The organism is Ruegeria sp. G12 (genome assembly GCF_056533565.1).
The window spans coordinates 73,550-88,566 of record NZ_JBQFOO010000005.1; the positions used below are offsets into that span (position 1 = coordinate 73,550).

The 15,017-nt window shown below is 61.9% G+C and carries 16 protein-coding genes; 11 read left to right on the plus strand and 5 right to left on the minus strand.

The genetic code is table 11. From position 1 onward, the window contains the following. Nucleotides 1-49: 49 nt before the first annotated feature. Nucleotides 50-1,924: an excinuclease ABC subunit UvrC gene (uvrC, locus tag ACR0JN_RS12815; RefSeq protein WP_480886070.1), complete on the plus strand. Its 1,875-nt coding sequence runs from the start codon at nucleotides 50-52 to the stop codon at nucleotides 1,922-1,924. Here the strand turns inward: uvrC and ACR0JN_RS12820 are convergent. Next, on the minus strand, nucleotides 1,921-2,805 hold the full coding sequence (locus ACR0JN_RS12820) for a DMT family transporter (RefSeq protein ID WP_480886071.1): 885 nt from the start codon (nucleotides 2,803-2,805) through the stop codon (nucleotides 1,921-1,923). The two genes, uvrC and ACR0JN_RS12820, sit on opposite strands and share 4 nt — an antisense overlap. A 147-nt stretch (nucleotides 2,806-2,952) precedes the next feature. Here ACR0JN_RS12820 and pgsA point away from each other — a divergent pair, with 147 nt between their 5' ends. From pgsA to ACR0JN_RS12835, 3 genes are read left to right on the plus strand one after another with little or no spacing between them, the layout of a single operon-like run. Continuing rightward, a complete protein-coding gene (pgsA, locus tag ACR0JN_RS12825) occupies nucleotides 2,953-3,621 on the plus strand; it encodes a CDP-diacylglycerol--glycerol-3-phosphate 3-phosphatidyltransferase (protein ID WP_480817739.1) in 669 nt (222 codons plus the stop codon). A 3-nt stretch (nucleotides 3,622-3,624) separates the two neighbouring features. Further along, complete coding sequence (gene moaD, locus ACR0JN_RS12830) at nucleotides 3,625-3,870, plus strand: molybdopterin converting factor subunit 1 (RefSeq protein ID WP_480886073.1); 246 nt, start codon at nucleotides 3,625-3,627, stop codon at nucleotides 3,868-3,870. A gap of 1 nt (nucleotide 3,871) precedes the next feature. Beyond that, a complete protein-coding gene (locus ACR0JN_RS12835; protein WP_480886075.1) occupies nucleotides 3,872-4,315 on the plus strand; it encodes a molybdenum cofactor biosynthesis protein MoaE in 444 nt (147 codons plus the stop codon). 6 nt (nucleotides 4,316-4,321) lie between these two features. On the opposite strand, the gene ACR0JN_RS12840 is transcribed toward ACR0JN_RS12835, so the two are convergent. From ACR0JN_RS12840 to ubiA, 4 genes are all read right to left on the minus strand, one after another. After that, nucleotides 4,322-5,155 (minus strand): isocitrate lyase/PEP mutase family protein, encoded by an 834-nt coding sequence (locus ACR0JN_RS12840; protein ID WP_480886077.1) that lies wholly within the window; start codon nucleotides 5,153-5,155, stop codon nucleotides 4,322-4,324. Nucleotides 5,156-5,246: 91 nt separating this feature from the next. Continuing rightward, on the minus strand, nucleotides 5,247-5,567 hold the full coding sequence (locus ACR0JN_RS12845) for a hypothetical protein (RefSeq protein ID WP_170674840.1): 321 nt from the start codon (nucleotides 5,565-5,567) through the stop codon (nucleotides 5,247-5,249). Nucleotide 5,568: 1 nt separating this feature from the next. Continuing rightward, nucleotides 5,569-7,482 (minus strand): OmpA family protein, encoded by a 1,914-nt coding sequence (locus ACR0JN_RS12850; protein WP_480886079.1) that lies wholly within the window; start codon nucleotides 7,480-7,482, stop codon nucleotides 5,569-5,571. Nucleotides 7,483-7,546: 64 nt separating this feature from the next. After that, nucleotides 7,547-8,509 carry a 4-hydroxybenzoate octaprenyltransferase gene (gene ubiA, locus ACR0JN_RS12855; protein ID WP_480886081.1) on the minus strand — a complete coding sequence of 321 codons (963 nt, stop codon included), beginning with the start codon at nucleotides 8,507-8,509 and terminating at the stop codon, nucleotides 7,547-7,549. Nucleotides 8,510-8,521: 12 nt separating this feature from the next. On the opposite strand from ubiA, the gene ACR0JN_RS12860 reads away from it, so the two are divergent. The 7 genes from ACR0JN_RS12860 (at nucleotide 8,522) to ACR0JN_RS12890 (ending at nucleotide 15,004) form a co-directional block, all read left to right on the plus strand. Further along, complete coding sequence (locus ACR0JN_RS12860; RefSeq protein ID WP_480886083.1) at nucleotides 8,522-9,247, plus strand: 16S rRNA (uracil(1498)-N(3))-methyltransferase; 726 nt, start codon at nucleotides 8,522-8,524, stop codon at nucleotides 9,245-9,247. Further along, entirely contained in the window at nucleotides 9,244-10,092 is an 849-nt protein-coding gene (locus ACR0JN_RS12865; RefSeq protein ID WP_480886085.1) for a GNAT family N-acetyltransferase, read from the plus strand. Before ACR0JN_RS12860 ends, ACR0JN_RS12865 begins: the two co-directional genes overlap by 4 nt. Continuing rightward, nucleotides 10,089-10,616 (plus strand): hypothetical protein, encoded by a 528-nt coding sequence (locus tag ACR0JN_RS12870; RefSeq protein WP_480886087.1) that lies wholly within the window; start codon nucleotides 10,089-10,091, stop codon nucleotides 10,614-10,616. Before ACR0JN_RS12865 ends, ACR0JN_RS12870 begins: the two co-directional genes overlap by 4 nt. A 64-nt stretch (nucleotides 10,617-10,680) precedes the next feature. Continuing rightward, the gene (locus tag ACR0JN_RS12875) at nucleotides 10,681-12,051 is read left to right on the plus strand and encodes a glutamate--cysteine ligase (protein WP_480886089.1); all 1,371 of its coding nucleotides are present in this window, start codon (nucleotides 10,681-10,683) and stop codon (nucleotides 12,049-12,051) included. 103 nt (nucleotides 12,052-12,154) lie between these two features. Continuing rightward, a complete protein-coding gene (locus ACR0JN_RS12880; RefSeq protein ID WP_480886091.1) occupies nucleotides 12,155-13,222 on the plus strand; it encodes a Hint domain-containing protein in 1,068 nt (355 codons plus the stop codon). An 85-nt stretch (nucleotides 13,223-13,307) separates the two neighbouring features. Next, a complete protein-coding gene (gene pheS / locus ACR0JN_RS12885; RefSeq protein WP_480817728.1) occupies nucleotides 13,308-14,381 on the plus strand; it encodes a phenylalanine--tRNA ligase subunit alpha in 1,074 nt (357 codons plus the stop codon). Next, nucleotides 14,378-15,004, plus strand: coding sequence for a hypothetical protein (locus ACR0JN_RS12890; RefSeq protein ID WP_480817727.1), 627 nt, complete (start codon nucleotides 14,378-14,380; stop codon nucleotides 15,002-15,004). Before pheS ends, ACR0JN_RS12890 begins: the two co-directional genes overlap by 4 nt. The last annotated feature ends 13 nt before the right edge of the window (nucleotides 15,005-15,017 follow it).

Consider the following 15,017-nt stretch of genomic DNA (forward strand, 5'->3'; position numbering starts at 1 on the left):
CGAAGCGCTCAAGATTGCAGCCAGTGGCAGAGAATCATATCTCTGGGTCATGACCACCCAGAACGACTCGCCTTCGGACACTCAGCCCACCGGTTATGCCTGCATCCAGCGCTATGTGAAGACGCTGGACAGCTCGCCCGGTGTTTATCGGATGTTGGATGCAGACAGCCGGGTTCTGTACGTGGGCAAGGCGCGGAATCTCAAAGCGCGGGTGTCGAACTACACCCGTCCGGGCCATTCGGGGCGGATCGAGAAAATGATCGCCGCAACCGCCTCGATGATGTTCCTGACTACGCGCACCGAGACCGAGGCGCTGCTGCTGGAACAAAACCTGATCAAGCAGCTCAAGCCCAAGTACAACGTGCTGCTGCGCGACGACAAAAGCTTTCCGAACATACTGGTGGCCAAGGATCACGCCTTTCCGCAGATCAAGAAACATCGCGGCGCGAAGAAGGAAAAAGGTGCCTATTTCGGCCCCTTCGCCAGCGCAGGTGCGGTGAACCGGACGCTGAACCAGCTGCAAAAGGCCTTCCTGCTGCGCAATTGCTCGGATTCCATGTTCGACAGTCGCACCCGGCCCTGCTTGCTCTATCAGATCAAGCGGTGTTCAGGGCCGTGCGTGGATCTGATTTCCGAAGCAGACTACCGCGAAAGCGTCAAGGATGCCGAACGCTTCCTGTCTGGCCGGTCGACCAAGGTGCAAGAGGATTTGGCCGAACAGATGATGGCCGCCTCCGAGGCGATGGAGTTCGAACGCGCCGCTGGCCTGCGCGACCGTATCCGGGCGCTGACGCAGGTACAGACATCCCAAGGCATCAACCCGCGCGGCGTGGCCGAGGCGGATGTGATCGGCCTCTATATGGACAGCGGTCAGGCCTGTGTGCAGGTCTTCTTTATTCGGGCCAACCAGAACTGGGGGAACAAGGACTTCTACCCTCGGGTCGGGGCCGATGTGTCGCCTGCCGAGGTGATGGAGGCCTTTCTGGGCCAGTTCTACGACAACAAGGAACCGCCGCGTCAGTTGATCCTGTCCGACGCCATCGAAAACGCCGATCTGATGCTGCAGGCCTTGTCCGAAAAGGCAGGCCGAAAGGTCGACATCCTCGTGCCCCAACGCGGCGAGAAACAGGAACTGGTCGCCGGAGCACTGCGCAACGCGCGCGAATCCCTGGCCCGCCGCATGTCGGAAAGCGCGACGCAGGCCAAGCTGCTGCGCGGTGTGGCTGAGGCGTTCGATCTGGACGCGCCTCCCCAGCGGATCGAGGTCTACGACAACTCTCACATTCAAGGCACCAATGCAGTGGGCGGCATGATCGTGGCAGGCCCCGAGGGGTTCATGAAAAACGCCTATCGCAAGTTCAACATCCGGGGCGACGATCTGACCCCCGGCGATGATTTCGGCATGATGAAAGAGGTTCTGACTCGCCGTTTCACCCGCCTGCAGAAAGAGGACCCCGACCGCGACAAAGGCCACTGGCCGGACCTGCTGCTGATCGATGGCGGCGCAGGGCAGGTCAGCGCGGTGCATGAGATCATGGTTGAGCACGCGGTCGAAGACATCCCTATGGTCGGCGTCGCCAAAGGTATCGACCGCGATCACGGCAAGGAAGAATTCCACCGCATCGGCCAGCGCCCCTTTGCCCTGAAACGCAATGATCCCGTGCTCTATTTCATCCAACGCCTGCGGGATGAAGCGCATCGCTTCGCCATCGGCACCCACCGCGCCAAACGCGCCAAGGCAGTGGGTGCAACGCCACTGGACGAAATCCCCGGCGTCGGTGCCGCCCGCAAACGCGCCCTGCTGACCCATTTCGGCAGCGCCAAGGCGGTCAGTCGTGCCAATCTGGCGGATCTGAAAGCGGTCGAGGGGATATCAGCCGGGTTGGCGCAGAAGGTATACGATTTCTTCCACGACAAGGGCTAGCCCCGCCGCCCGCGCCACAGGATGTAAAGCCCCGAAGCCACGATCAGCGCGCTGCCGATCCACATGGTCTGGTCCAGCCTCTCGCCAAAGAACACCACCCCCAGCGCAACCCCGAACAGCAGCCGGGAATAGCGGAAGGGAGTGACCGCCGAAACCTCGCCCGTCCGCATCGCTTTCATCAGCGCGGCATAGGCGGCGGTGCCCATCAGGAAGGCCCCCGTTACGTGCAGGCCTGTGTGCAGCGAAACCGGCACAAGCGGCGCGCCCTCCCAAAACCGGTAGAGCAGCCCGGCGACAATGACGCAGAGAAAGCCATAAAAGCCCAGAACCTCGGTGCCCAGCGAGGCGGGTGCGGCGCGGCTGGCCAGATCGCGCCCGGCAAAGCCCAGCATGCCCAGCACCGCGAGTACGGACAGGGCCGAGAAGCTTTCCCCGGTCGGTTGAATGATCACCACCACGCCGAGCAGGCCGACGACAATGGCGCTCCACCGCCGCCAGCCGACGGTTTCACCAAAAAACAGCGCCGCACCTGCCACTACAACCAAAGGCGTTGCCTGCAGGATCACCGTGGCCGCCGACAGGGGCGTCAGCGTGATCGCCAGCACATAAAACAGCCGCCCGAAAATCTCGAAACCCACCCGTACCTTCATCGGGCGCGACAGCACATCAGGGTGAAACAAGTTGGTGCCGCGCATCAGGGCGACACAGGCAAAGATCACCGACCCGCCAATGCCGAACAGGATCAGAATCTGCCAGATCGGCAGGGCGGCGGAGGCACCCTTCAACAGCGCGTCCTCGAGCGCGAACAGCGCCATGCCCGCGATCATCCACGCGCTGCCGATCAGGTTTGACCTTGGGTCGGTTCGGATATGGGTGGTCATGGGCCTTTGCCTTTGGTCTGTCGCGCAATCTGACGCCAAACAGGCCAAAGACCAAGGGCTGCGGTAGATTGACCAACTGCCTGTGATTGGGGATGTTTTTCGCCGCCCTGTCTTTTCTGTCCCGAAACCGCGATGTAGTGTCGGATCATGAAGTGGAACCTGCCCAATATCCTGACCGTGCTGCGCCTGTTGGCCGCACCCGGTCTGGCCGTTATGTTTCTGTATTTCACCCGGCCTTATGCGGATTGGTTCGCGCTGATCCTGTTCCTGTCGGCGGCCATTACCGACTGGTTCGATGGTTACCTGGCACGGGCGTGGAAGCAAGAGACCAAGATCGGCGCGATGCTGGATCCGATTGCAGACAAGGCGATGGTGGTGATCGCGCTGATGATCCTTGTGGGTTACTCGACCGAGCATTGGACCCCGTGGCTGGTGCTGCCCGCCACCGTTATTCTGTTCCGCGAAGTCTTCGTCTCGGGCCTGCGCGAATATCTGGGCGATGTGGCCGGAACGCTGAAAGTCACCAAGCTGGCCAAGTGGAAGACGACGGCGCAGATGGTGGCCATTGCCATTCTGTTTTCGCAAGGAATCTTCGAGCACTACTTTGTGATGGGATCGTTCGGCATGGACCCGGTGACCATTGATCAGGTGCTCAGCGGGCAAGTGGAAGATGTGAATGGTTTGCGCTGGCATCTGCAAGGGATGTTCTGGTCGGGCCGCATCGGGCTGTGGCTGCTGTGGATCGCGGCGACGCTGACATTGATCACGGGCTATGACTACCTACGTAAAGCCATGCCTCATCTGAAGGAGAGTTAGGGGATGAATGTGCTGTATTTCGCCTGGGTGCGCGAACGGATCGGCCTGCCAAGCGAGCGGGTCGAGACACAAGCCGCCACGGTCAACGACCTTGTGGCCGAACTCAGCGCGCGGGAAGCCCGGTATGCCGCCGCGTTTGCGGATACCTCGGCCCTGCGCGTGGCGCTGGACCAGGAACTGTCGGATTTCGATGCGTCACTGGCCGGTGTGCGCGAGGTGGCCTTCTTTCCCCCCATGACCGGCGGCTGACATGCGTATTGTAGTACAGGAACGGGCGTTCGATCTGGGGGCCGAGGCCAACGCGTTCGCCGACGGCGATGCCGCCAACGGGGCCATCGTGACCTTCACCGGCGTGGTGCGCGATCTGGCCTCGGGCGATCTGGATGTGATGGAGATCGAGCATTATCCGGGCATGACCGAACGTGCTCTGACCAAGATTGCGGAAGAGGCAAAAACGCGCTGGTCTCTGGGCGATGTGCTGGTGATCCACCGGCACGGACGGCTGGCGCCGGGGGATCGGATCATGATGGTCGCCACCGCCGCGCCGCATCGCAAGGATGCGTTCGAGGCGGCGGAGTATCTGATGGATTACCTCAAGTCCCGCGCCCCGTTCTGGAAGAAAGAGCTTACCACGTCCGGGGCCGAATGGGTCGCCGCCAAGGATGAGGACGAAGACGCACTGACGCGCTGGTAGATGGGGTCAGTCCGACTGCTTTAAGGCCAGAAGCCCGGCCATTTCGGCATCGGGGATCGCATCGCCGGCGTAGCTGAACGTCCCTTTCGATTTCACTTCCTCCGCCGCCCGCTTCAACGCGCCAAACGCCGCGCGTGCGAAAGAGCCGCCAACGCTGATGCGCCGAACGCCTGCCACAGACAGATCGGACACAGAAAAATTCGGGCCGCTCAGCCCCATCACGACATTCACCGGTTTGTCGACCTCGCGGCACAGGGTTCTGATCGCGTCCATATCCGGCAGGCCGGGGGCATAGAGGACATCCGCGCCCGCCTCGGAGAACAGTTGCAACCGCCGGATCGTGTCGCCCAGGTCCGGGCGACCCCAAAGGTAGTTTTCGGCTCGTGCAGTGAGAAGGAACGGCAAATCCCTGGCAGCCTCGGCAGAGGCCCGAATACGGTCAACGGCTTCGTTCAGATCGTAGATCGGGGCATCGGGATCGCCTGTCGTATCCTCGATCGACCCGCCGACCAGACCGGTCTCTGCCGCCAGCCGAATGGTATCGGCACAGGTTTCGGGCGCGCGGCCAAACCCGCCTTCCAGATCAGCCGACACGGGCAGGGAGACGGCTCCCACAATGTCACGCGCGTTGGCCAGCACCTCATCCCGACCAAGTTCCGAGCAGGAATCGCGCTTGCCCTTGGAAAAGGCAAACCCGGCGCTGGTCGTTGCCAGGGCCTCAAAACCGATATTTGTCAGCAACCGGGCCGAGCCCGCGTCCCAAGGGTTGGGAATGACAAAGGCTTCGGGCCTGAAATGCAGGCTTTTGAACTGTTCGAACTTTTCTTGTTGAGTCGGCATTGGCTCTCCTCATACGCGCGCGGAGCATAGCGTAAGGATGCCGACCTTCGAGCAAAAACTTCTGATCTCAGCCCCGCGGACCAAGCCCCGTTCAATCCGCGTTGTTGATCCGTCCGCGCAGTTCCTCGGCCTCTTGCCGGGCGGCGCGCAGGCCGTCCATGGCGGCTGACAGTTCGGCCTCGGTCTGGGTTAGCTGGTTAGTCAGTTCCGCCTCGCGCTGCTGCAGATAGGTGATGGCCTGATCGCGTGTTTCTTCGGCCTCGTGCAACTCCTGGCTCATGCGGTCCAGATCGGCCACGTCGCTTTGGCGCACGCGGGACAGGCGATGGGCCAGCCAGTTGGCGAACCAGCCCATGCAGAAGGCGGCAAACAAGATGATGGCGGTGGCGATGATGAATTCAGTTCGGTTCAACTTACTGGTCCCCTGCATCCGCGTCTGAGGCGGAATTGTCCGTCTGGTCGGCCCCGGTGGCGTCGTCTTCCATCGCTTCCAGCCCGGTTTCGCTGTTCTCAATCGGCTCGGGCCGGATCAGGCGGAACTCGATCCGGCGGTTTTCCTCGCGGCCTTCTTCGCTGTCATTGTCGGCGATGGGCTGGGTTTCCCCATAGCCCACGGCGGTGAAGCTCGAGGTCGGAACCCGCCGCCCGCGCAGCTCGTTCAGGATGGATTGCGCCCGCGCCTGGCTGAGTTGCTGGTTCATCTCTTCCCGGCCCTGGCTGTCGGTATGGCCCTGAATCTCCATCCGGATCGGGCCGCAATCGCGCAGAATGTCGGCGATACGGTTCACCGTATCGCGCGAGTCCGAGGCGATGGTGGCTGATCCCGGTTCAAACGCGATCTTGCTCAGCGCCTGCGCCTCGGCGATCTTTTCCTCGCAAATCTCGGGATCGGGCAGCGCGTCTTCGGGTTCGGGCGGCGGCTGATAGGTGATCGTCAGGGTGAAATCCTGCGCCTCACCCAGCTTCTCGGACAATTGCCCGGCGATACGGGCCTTGGCCTCTTCATCGTGGCTGAGACCGGTCAGATCGACCGAGTCCGGCGTCACCGTCAGCGCGCCGTTATGCAGTTGAGACAAGGCTTCGAGCCCGGCCAGAACGCGCACCGGCCAGTCGCCGGGCAGATCGGGGGCGACGCGGGTGGCGGTGTAGACCTGTTCCGAGCCAAAGGCCGCCCGCGCGTAGCTGTCGATCATGTCGCGCAAGGTCTCATCCCCCAGCCGCCCACGCAACTGGACCAGCCCTTCGGGGCTGCGGGTCGCCGAGAACTCAATCGGGCCGGATTGTTCTTCGACCTCGGGTTCCAGCAGGACCGCGTGCAGGGCAAAAACGCCGGGCAGGGCATTTTCCAACTCACCCACGACCCGGTCGAACAACACGGGGTCGCTGCCCTGCGCGGCGATCAGGGTGATATCGGCGTCGGACATCGTGACCGAACCCTGCCCGATCTCGGCCAGCGCGCCGATGGTCAAAGCCGCCGCCTCGGGCCAGCGGGGCGAGGGCACGCCCAGACCGATGGTGCAGGTGTAGGGGACGGTCAGGCCCGCGTTTTCGGCGGCTGTGACAATCGCTTCGCGCGCCTCTTCATCCTGTGCGGAACAGGCGTCAAACCTGCCGCCGTCTGCGTCGATCAGATAGCGCAGGGTAAAGGGCGTGATTACCGGCCTTGGGGCCGAGATCGACAGGCCGATGCGCAGGCTGGGCGGCGCGGCGCGGGTCAGATCCTGTTCCAAACGTTCCTTTTCCTGTTGGCTATCAGCAATCGCTGTGATCTTCACCAGACCGGGGCTGGCCGAGATTTTGGCACGTGGCAGGCGGGACAGGGATTCGACGGCGTAGGATATGGCCTCGTCCCAGCCTTTGGGTTTCGGGTAGTCGGCGGTTTCCAACAGGTCCGACACCGCATGGGCGCTGTCCAGATCATCCAGCCGCGCGATCAGATCGTCCCGATCATGGCTGGCCGGGATCAGCCCGATCACCGAAATGCCGCTGTCATTGCGCAGTATCTCGGCTGAAAATCTTGGCGCGGCCAGATCAGACGTTGCCGTGACCTCCATCTCGTCGATGACCCGAGAGGTATCGACCTCGGTCCCCGCAACGGTCAGGGCGTTGAAGCGATTGGCCTCATCCGGGGCGGTGCCGGTCAGCACCACGCGCAGCCCGTCGGATTCGACCTCGGCCCAGTCATGGCCGTTCAGGTCCAGCGCACGCCGCACGGCGAATTCCGAGGTTTCTTCGATCTTTGTCACCGCATAGCTGGCCGCCAGCAAGGACAGCCCGACGGAGACAAGAAAAATCAGGGAAACGGCAAAAACATAGGGCAGACGCATGTGCGGCGTTGAGACTCCTCGGGCAGGTGGGCGGACTCTTACAGACCCCGAACGGCAGGTGCAATCAAAGCAACAATGCGACGCAGAGGAAGATCAGCGGAATAAGGCCGGTGTCGCGGTTCGAGCGGAACAGCATCAGCAGCCTGCTATTGTCTTCAATGTCCAGACCGCGCAATTGCCACGTCATGTGCCACCCCATCGCCCAGGGCCCGCCAAGCGCCACGATCACCGCAAAGGCCGATGCATCCGGCACCCCGGCATCGACAATGGCCAGCCCCATCAGGGCAACGGTTGCGATAAGAAAATACTTCAGCCATTTCGCCGTATCGGTGCCGAACAGCCGGGCGGTGGATTTGATGCCGATCATCTCATCATCTTCGGCATCCTGATGCGCGTAGATCGTATCGTAGAACAGCGTCCAGGCGATCCCCGACAGATACAGGGTGATGGCGGGCCAGCCGATGCCACCAGTATGCGCGGCCCAGGCCAACAGCGCGCCCCAGTTGAAGGCCAGCCCCAGAAACACCTGCGGCCACCATGTGAAGCGTTTGGCAAACGGGTAGATGGCGACCGGCAGCAGCGACAGCACGCCCATCGCGATGGCCGCCTGATTAAACGTCAGCAGAATCCCCAGCGCCAGCAGGCTCTGCAGGCCCATCCAGATGACCGCCTGCCGCACACTGACCTGACCCGAGGGGATTGGGCGTGACCTTGTGCGTTCCACCTGCCCGTCGAAATTCCGGTCGGTGATGTCGTTCCACGTACACCCCGCGCCGCGCATCAGAAAGGCCCCGATGGCGCAGCCGATGGCGATCCACAGGTCCTCCCACCTTGGGCTGCCGTCGCTCAGGATCGCCAGTGCCAGACCCCACCAGCAGGGAATCAGCAGCAGCCATGTGCCGATGGGCCGGTCCGCACGGGACAGGCGCAGATAGGGGCGGGCAAAGGCGGGCGCGTGGGTATCGACCCAGTTGCCGGAAACGGCATCGGCGACTTGTCCGTCTGGTGTTGGGGCATTGCCTTGCATATGTAAGGTCTCATGACTGCGAAGATCAGATTGTATGTAGAGCAGCCCTTGGGTCCGGGGCAATCGGTTGATTTGACGCGTGATCAGGCGCATTACTTGTTCGGTGTCATGCGGCTGGCCGTAGGCGGGCAGGTCGCTCTGTTCAACGGGCAGGACGGAGAGTGGTTGTCCGAGGTCTCTGAGGCCGGAAAACGCGGCGGTGTCTTGGCCTGTGTTGAACAGACCAAGCCCCTGCAACTGCCGCCCGACCTGTGGTTCCTCTTCGCACCGATCAAAAAGGCGCGCACCGATTTCATCGTTGAAAAGGCAGCAGAAATGGGGGCCGCGCGGATCATGCCGGTGCAGACCGAGTTTACCAATTCCGAACGCATCCGTCAGGACCGTCTGCAGGCCCATGCGGTTGAGGCAGCCGAGCAATGTGGCGGGACATATGTGCCCGAGGTGCTTGACCTGCAGCGTTTGGACCGGGTGCTGGATGCATGGCCGGAAGATCGACAGCTGATGTTTTGCAATGAGGCCGAGGTCGGCTCGGCCTTGCGTCTGGCTGCCAACGAGAAGGGCCAGCCCTGGGCCATTCTGATCGGTCCCGAAGGCGGATTTTCCGACCGTGAACGCGCGCGGCTGACGGCGTTGCCCTATGCGCATGTGGTCAGCCTTGGGCCTCGTATCTTGCGGGCGGATACGGCAGCGGTGGCGGCGCTGACCATGTGGCAGCAGGCGCTGGGGGATTGGTCGTGAACTGGCGATTGGCGCAGGAGGCGGACGTTGCACAGATCGACCGCTTTCTGATACGGCACACCCAGACCTCGATGTTTCCACTGGCCAATCTGCGCGACCATGGCTTGCGGGGGTCTGACCCCCGTTCGGTGACTGTCTGGATGCTGGGCGACCCCCTGCGCGCTATGTTTGCCATCACGAACGAAGGCATGGTTCTGCCGCAATGCCCGGACTGCACCGATGACGAATTGACTGCCGCAATCGACCTGATCCGGGGTCGGCCTCTGTTTGGCCTTGCCGCAGACGCGACACAGGCCCGCCGGATTATGCGGCTGGCAGGGTGGGAGGACCGGCCCGCCACGCTCAACAGTGATGAGCCGGGGTTCTCGCTGGACCTGAGCCAGCTTGTCATGCCGGATGCCAACGGGGCCGAACTGGTGCGGCTGGGCGATCTGGACCGCGACGTTACCGAAGGATGGCGCTCCGATTATCTGATCGAAGCGATGGATTTCGAACCCGAACGGGCGCGGCTTCAGGCGGGCAAGGACTGGGCCACTTACACGGCGCGCGATTCTCATCGGGTTCTGTTGATGGACGGCACGCCCGTGGCGATGACCGGATTCAACGCGCGCGTGCCCGAAGCGGTTCAGATTGGCGGTGTCTACACTCCGCCCGAGCTACGCGGTCGCGGCTATGCAAGGCTGGCGGTTGCATTGCACCTGCAAGAGGCGCGAAATGCCGGAGCAACCCGCGCCGGTCTGTTCTCCGCTTCCGATTCCGCCTCGCGCGCCTATATCGCTATAGGTTTCCAACCGGCGGGGCAGTTCTCGCTGATCCTGTTCAAGACTCCAGAGGACCCGGCATGAGTTTCATTCGACCCGAAGCCAAACGAACCCTGTGGCGCTGGCGCGAGGTGCTGGTTGCGGTTGTGATCCTGCTGGTCGGCCTTAGCTGGTACAGCGGTCCGGGCGGATTGCTGGGCTGGCTCGGGCTGGTTCTGGTCGCGGTGGCCTTCGCGCTGGCGGTGATCGGATTTCAGCGCGCACGGTTCCGCGGTGGAGCAGGCGGCCCCGGCGTCGTGTCGGTTGACGAGGGACAGATCACCTATCTCGGCCCGTTCGACGGCGGTATGGTCGCCACGCGCGAGATCGAGAGGCTGGCGCTCGACCCGACCTCGGACCCGGCCCATTGGGTGCTGGACCAGCCAGGACAGCCTACGCTTCACATTCCGGTGAACGCCGAAGGGGCCGAGGAGCTGTTCGATGTGTTCTCGACCCTGCCGGGCCTGAAAACCGAGCAGATGCTATCGGAATTGAACGGCGGTGCGGTGCATCCCGTGGTGATCTGGGAACGCAGCCCGATGCGCCCTTCCCACGTTCGGCTGCATTGACACTGGCCCGGTTTGCGCCCACCACTGACCCAAAGACAGACACATCAGGATCGGAGAGCGGTTCATGTCCATCCCCCAGTCCGGCGGCGGGCCGATCGAACGCCATCAGCAACTGGCCGAATATCTGGAATCGGGCTGCAAGCCCAAAGCCGACTGGCGCATCGGCACCGAGCACGAAAAATTCGGATACTGCAAGGACACGCTGAAACCGCTGCCGTTCGAAGGCACTCGCTCTATCGTCGCTGTGCTTGAGGGCCTGCGCGACCGCCACGGCTGGGCCGAGGTGCGCGAGGCCGACAAGCTGATCGGGCTGGAAAAGGACGGGGCCAATGTCAGCCTTGAACCGGGCGGCGCGCTGGAACTGTCGGGTGCCCCGCTGGAGACCATCCACGAGACTTGCGACGAGGTGAACACCCACCTGCGGGAAGTGAAAGACATCGCTGACGAAATCGGCGTGGGCTTCATCGGTCTGGGTGCGGCTCCGATCTGGACCCATGATGAGATGCCGTTGATGCCCAAAGGCCGATATCGGCTGATGAACGACTACATGGAAAAAGTCGGCACCATGGGCCGCGCCATGATGCGACGCACCTGCACGGTTCAGGTCAATATCGACTTCGGGTCCGAGGCTGACATGGTGCAGAAACTGCGCGTCGCGTTGGCCCTGCAGCCGGTAGCGACGGCGCTGTTTGCGAACTCGCCGTTCTTTGAGGGCAAGGTGAACGGCCAGAAAAGCTGGCGCAGCTATATCTGGCGGCATCTGGATGATGCGCGCACCGGTATGCTGCCGTTCGTGTTCGAGGGCGGTTTTGGCTTTGAGCGCTACGTGCAGTATGCGCTCGATGTGCCGATGTATTTCGTCTATCGCGATGGTGAATATATCAATGCGCTGGGCATGTCCTTCCGCGATTTCCTGCAAGGCAAACTGCCCGCGCTGCCCGGTGAGACGCCGACGCTGTCCGACTGGGCCGATCACCTGACAACCGCCTTCCCCGAGGCGCGCATCAAGAAATACATGGAGATGCGCGGTGCCGATGGCGGCCCATGGCGGCGGCTCTGCGCGCTGCCCGCCTTCTGGGTCGGTTTGACTTATGACCAGACCGCGCTGGATGCGGCTTGGGATCTGGTCAAGGGCTGGGACGCGGAAACCCGTGAGGCGCTGCGCATTGAGGCCGCCAAAGACGGGTTGCAGGCGCAGGTCGGCAACATCAACATGCACGATCTGGCGCGCGAGGTTGTCGCGATTTCTGAGACCGGTCTGAAGTCCCGCGCCTTCCCCGGAGCGGGCGGGCTGGTACCGGATGAAACGCATTTCCTCAACGCGCTGAAGGACAGTATCGAAACGGGCAAAGTTCCGGCGGATGAGTTGCTGGATCACTACACTGGCGACTGGAACGGCGACCTGACCCGGGTTTTCCCCGAATACAGCTATTGATCCAGTGACGGGCACCTGCGAAAAACCTCGCAGGCCCAAAACATTCGGCACCGGTGCGGAATGAAGGCCTATGTGAACCGAATTCTCTGCAGGCGCTAGGATTATGGCCCGTATCAGCGAACTCCACTACTCGAACGCATACGCGGCGCAGACGGGTGTGTCCGAGTTTCTCGAAGTCTCGCTGAACGCGTCCGAGGATCCGGCGAATTTCACCGTGTCCTTCTATCAGGCCAACGGCACGGTCGGGGTCGAAATCCCGCTGAACGATCCTTCGGTGCAGGTCACCGTTGACCCGGACAATAATGAACTGGTCTTTGTTATTTCGGCGGATGATTTCCCGATCCTGCTGACCGACCCGAATGGCGGCGGCCCGAACAATTTCGAAGCTTTCGCACTGACCAACACCGCGACCGGGACCGTGATTGATTTCTACGATATCGGTGGCGGCACGCAGAATATCGTGGCCGTGGATGGGCTGGCGGCGGGTCAGACCTCGGTCAACCTGCCGGTTGTGACCAATCCCGGTCAAACCACGACCTCGATCCAGTTCAACCAGCCCGACCCGAACACGCAGGTCAATGCGCCACTTTCCCCCGGTGACAGCGGCGCACCCTGTTTTGTCGCGGGCACCCTTGTCGACACGCCAGATGGCCCGCGCCGGGTCGAGGCGTTGCGCCCCGGCGATCTGGTCCTGACCGTCGATGATGGTGCCTGCCCCGTGCAATGGGTCGGCGGGCGCACCGTCCGGGGCATGGGTCGTTTTGCGCCGGTTCGGATTCAGGCCGGGGTGCTGGGCGCGCAGCGCGATATCTGCGTGTCGCCGCAGCACCGGGTGCTGATATCCGGCTGGCAGGCGCAGCTTCTGTATGGCGAGGATGAGGTGCTGATCCCGGCCGGGTCCCTGAGCAACGGCACCACCATCACCTCTGCGCCCTGCGATCTTGTGCGCTATGTGCATATGTTTTTCGACCGCCATCAGTTGCTTTCAACCTCGGGCCTGATCTCGGAAAGCTTTTTTCCGGGGGCCGAGGGGATCGATGGGCTTGCAGCCGACGCAGCGGACGAACTCTTGGCGCTGTTCCCCGAATTGCGTGACCACCCCGGCCAGTATGGCCCGACCTCAAGGCCGGTGCGGACCCGGGCCGAGGCATTGGCGCTTCGGACGCTCTGAAAGCGCCGCCGCCCCCTCTTGCTTTCGCGGGCGGCTGTGATAGCAGGTCCCCAACAGTATTCAGGGGCCCGGTACGGGAAGCGTCATGGACGATCTTAAGGCAAAATATCTGGGGCAAATCGCCGAGGCGGGCGACGAAAACGCGCTTGAGGCGATCCGCGTGGCGGCTGTCGGCAAAAAGGGCGAGGTCGCGCTGAAGATGCGCGAGCTGGGCAAGATGACCCCCGAGGAACGTCAAATCGCAGGCCCCGCGCTGAACGCCCTGAAGGATGAGATCAATTCCGCTTTGACGGCCAAGAAAGCCGCTCTGGCCGATGCCGCGCTGGATGAGCGTCTGCGCACCGAATGGCTGGACGTCACCCTGCCGACCCGCGCCCGCCGTCAGGGCTCGATCCACCCGATCAGCCAGGCGACCGAGGAACTGACCGCAATCTTTGCCGAGCTGGGTTTTTCGGTGGCCGAAGGGCCGCGTATCGAGGACGACTGGTATAATTTCGACGCGTTGAACATCCCCGGCCACCACCCCGCGCGGGCCGAAATGGACACGTTCTACATGCACCGCGCCGAAGGCGACGACCGCCCGCCGCATGTGCTGCGCACCCATACGTCTCCGGTGCAGATCCGCTCGATGGAGAAACAGGGCGCGCCGATCCGCGTCATCTGTCCGGGCGGCGTCTACCGCGCCGACTATGACCAGACCCACACGCCGATGTTCCATCAGGTCGAGGGGCTGGCCATCGACAAAGACATCTCGATGGCGAACCTGAAATGGGTTCTGGAAGAGTTCGTGAAGGCGTTCTTCGAGGTCGACGACGTCGAACTGCGCTTCCGCGCCTCACACTTCCCCTTCACCGAGCCCTCGGCCGAGGTCGATATCCGCTGTTCCTGGGACAACGGTCAGCTGAAGATCGGCGAAGGCGACGATTGGATGGAGATTCTGGGCTCGGGCATGGTCCACCCCAAGGTCATCGCCGCCGGTGGCATTGACCCCGAGGTCTATCAGGGCTTTGCGTTCGGCATCGGGATCGACCGTCTGGCGATGCTGAAATACGGCATTCCGGATTTGCGGGCGTTCTTTGATTCCGACCTGCGCTGGTTGCGGCATTATGGGTTTGCCGCGCTGGATATGCCGAACCTGCATGGTGGTTTGTCGCGGTGAGCCAAGTAGAAGTTATCACGGCGTGTGAGAATTTGTGCCGTGACTGGAATTGGCTTGCTCCGACGGCTTCAGTTCTTGCTGATATTGGGACGTTTCTTGTCGGGATTGGCGTAGTCGCAGCGTTTCGTCAGGTGAATCTCTGGAGGGTGGAAGCCAAATCGCGCTCTAAAGCTGAAGCTGCCCAGATGGTTTTGGTTGCCGCGGCTAATGTTGATGATGCATTGCAACAAATCAGAAACCCATTCGACAGAATCCCAAGTGATGAGGTGGGGAATAGGGCGAAGCACTACGAGAGGCGGTATCAACGAATTGTCGACAAGAATGATGCGTTCAACAATCTAAGGGATGCTCAAATTCAACAAGATGCGTTGATTGGGAAAGAAATGGTGTCTAAGGCGATCGACGAATTGTTTGATGTTCGGAGAAAAGTTGCCCTAGCAATTGAGTTCTTGACTGACTCCGAAGATGAAAATGACTCAGAAACACGAAGTTTAAAAGTCAAATGGCGGCGTCAGATGAGCGGTTCGTATGATGAAAAAGATGAACTAGGACTTCAGCAAACGCATGCAATCGAACAGATCAGAAGTTCTCTCCTCCCAATCGCGAGATACGACGTACACTAAGCTCCAAAACACA

What these genes read in the sequence shown, in the direction of transcription:
- pheS (WP_480817728.1), top strand. Translation starts at nt 13,308, where the DNA reads ATGGACGATCTTAAGGCAAAATATCTGGGGCAAATCGCCGAGGCGGGC.
- ACR0JN_RS12820 (WP_480886071.1), bottom strand. Translation starts at nt 2,805, where the DNA reads ATGACCACCCATATCCGAACCGACCCAAGGTCAAACCTGATCGGCAGC.
- pgsA (WP_480817739.1), top strand. Translation starts at nt 2,953, where the DNA reads ATGAAGTGGAACCTGCCCAATATCCTGACCGTGCTGCGCCTGTTGGCC.
- ACR0JN_RS12835 (WP_480886075.1), top strand. Translation starts at nt 3,872, where the DNA reads ATGCGTATTGTAGTACAGGAACGGGCGTTCGATCTGGGGGCCGAGGCC.
- moaD (WP_480886073.1), top strand. Translation starts at nt 3,625, where the DNA reads ATGAATGTGCTGTATTTCGCCTGGGTGCGCGAACGGATCGGCCTGCCA.
- ACR0JN_RS12875 (WP_480886089.1), top strand. Translation starts at nt 10,681, where the DNA reads ATGTCCATCCCCCAGTCCGGCGGCGGGCCGATCGAACGCCATCAGCAA.
- ACR0JN_RS12850 (WP_480886079.1), bottom strand. Translation starts at nt 7,482, where the DNA reads ATGCGTCTGCCCTATGTTTTTGCCGTTTCCCTGATTTTTCTTGTCTCC.
- uvrC (WP_480886070.1), top strand. Translation starts at nt 50, where the DNA reads ATGACCACCCAGAACGACTCGCCTTCGGACACTCAGCCCACCGGTTAT.
- ACR0JN_RS12860 (WP_480886083.1), top strand. Translation starts at nt 8,522, where the DNA reads ATGACTGCGAAGATCAGATTGTATGTAGAGCAGCCCTTGGGTCCGGGG.
- ACR0JN_RS12840 (WP_480886077.1), bottom strand. Translation starts at nt 5,155, where the DNA reads ATGCCGACTCAACAAGAAAAGTTCGAACAGTTCAAAAGCCTGCATTTC.
- ACR0JN_RS12870 (WP_480886087.1), top strand. Translation starts at nt 10,089, where the DNA reads ATGAGTTTCATTCGACCCGAAGCCAAACGAACCCTGTGGCGCTGGCGC.
- ACR0JN_RS12880 (WP_480886091.1), top strand. Translation starts at nt 12,155, where the DNA reads ATGGCCCGTATCAGCGAACTCCACTACTCGAACGCATACGCGGCGCAG.
- ubiA (WP_480886081.1), bottom strand. Translation starts at nt 8,509, where the DNA reads ATGCAAGGCAATGCCCCAACACCAGACGGACAAGTCGCCGATGCCGTT.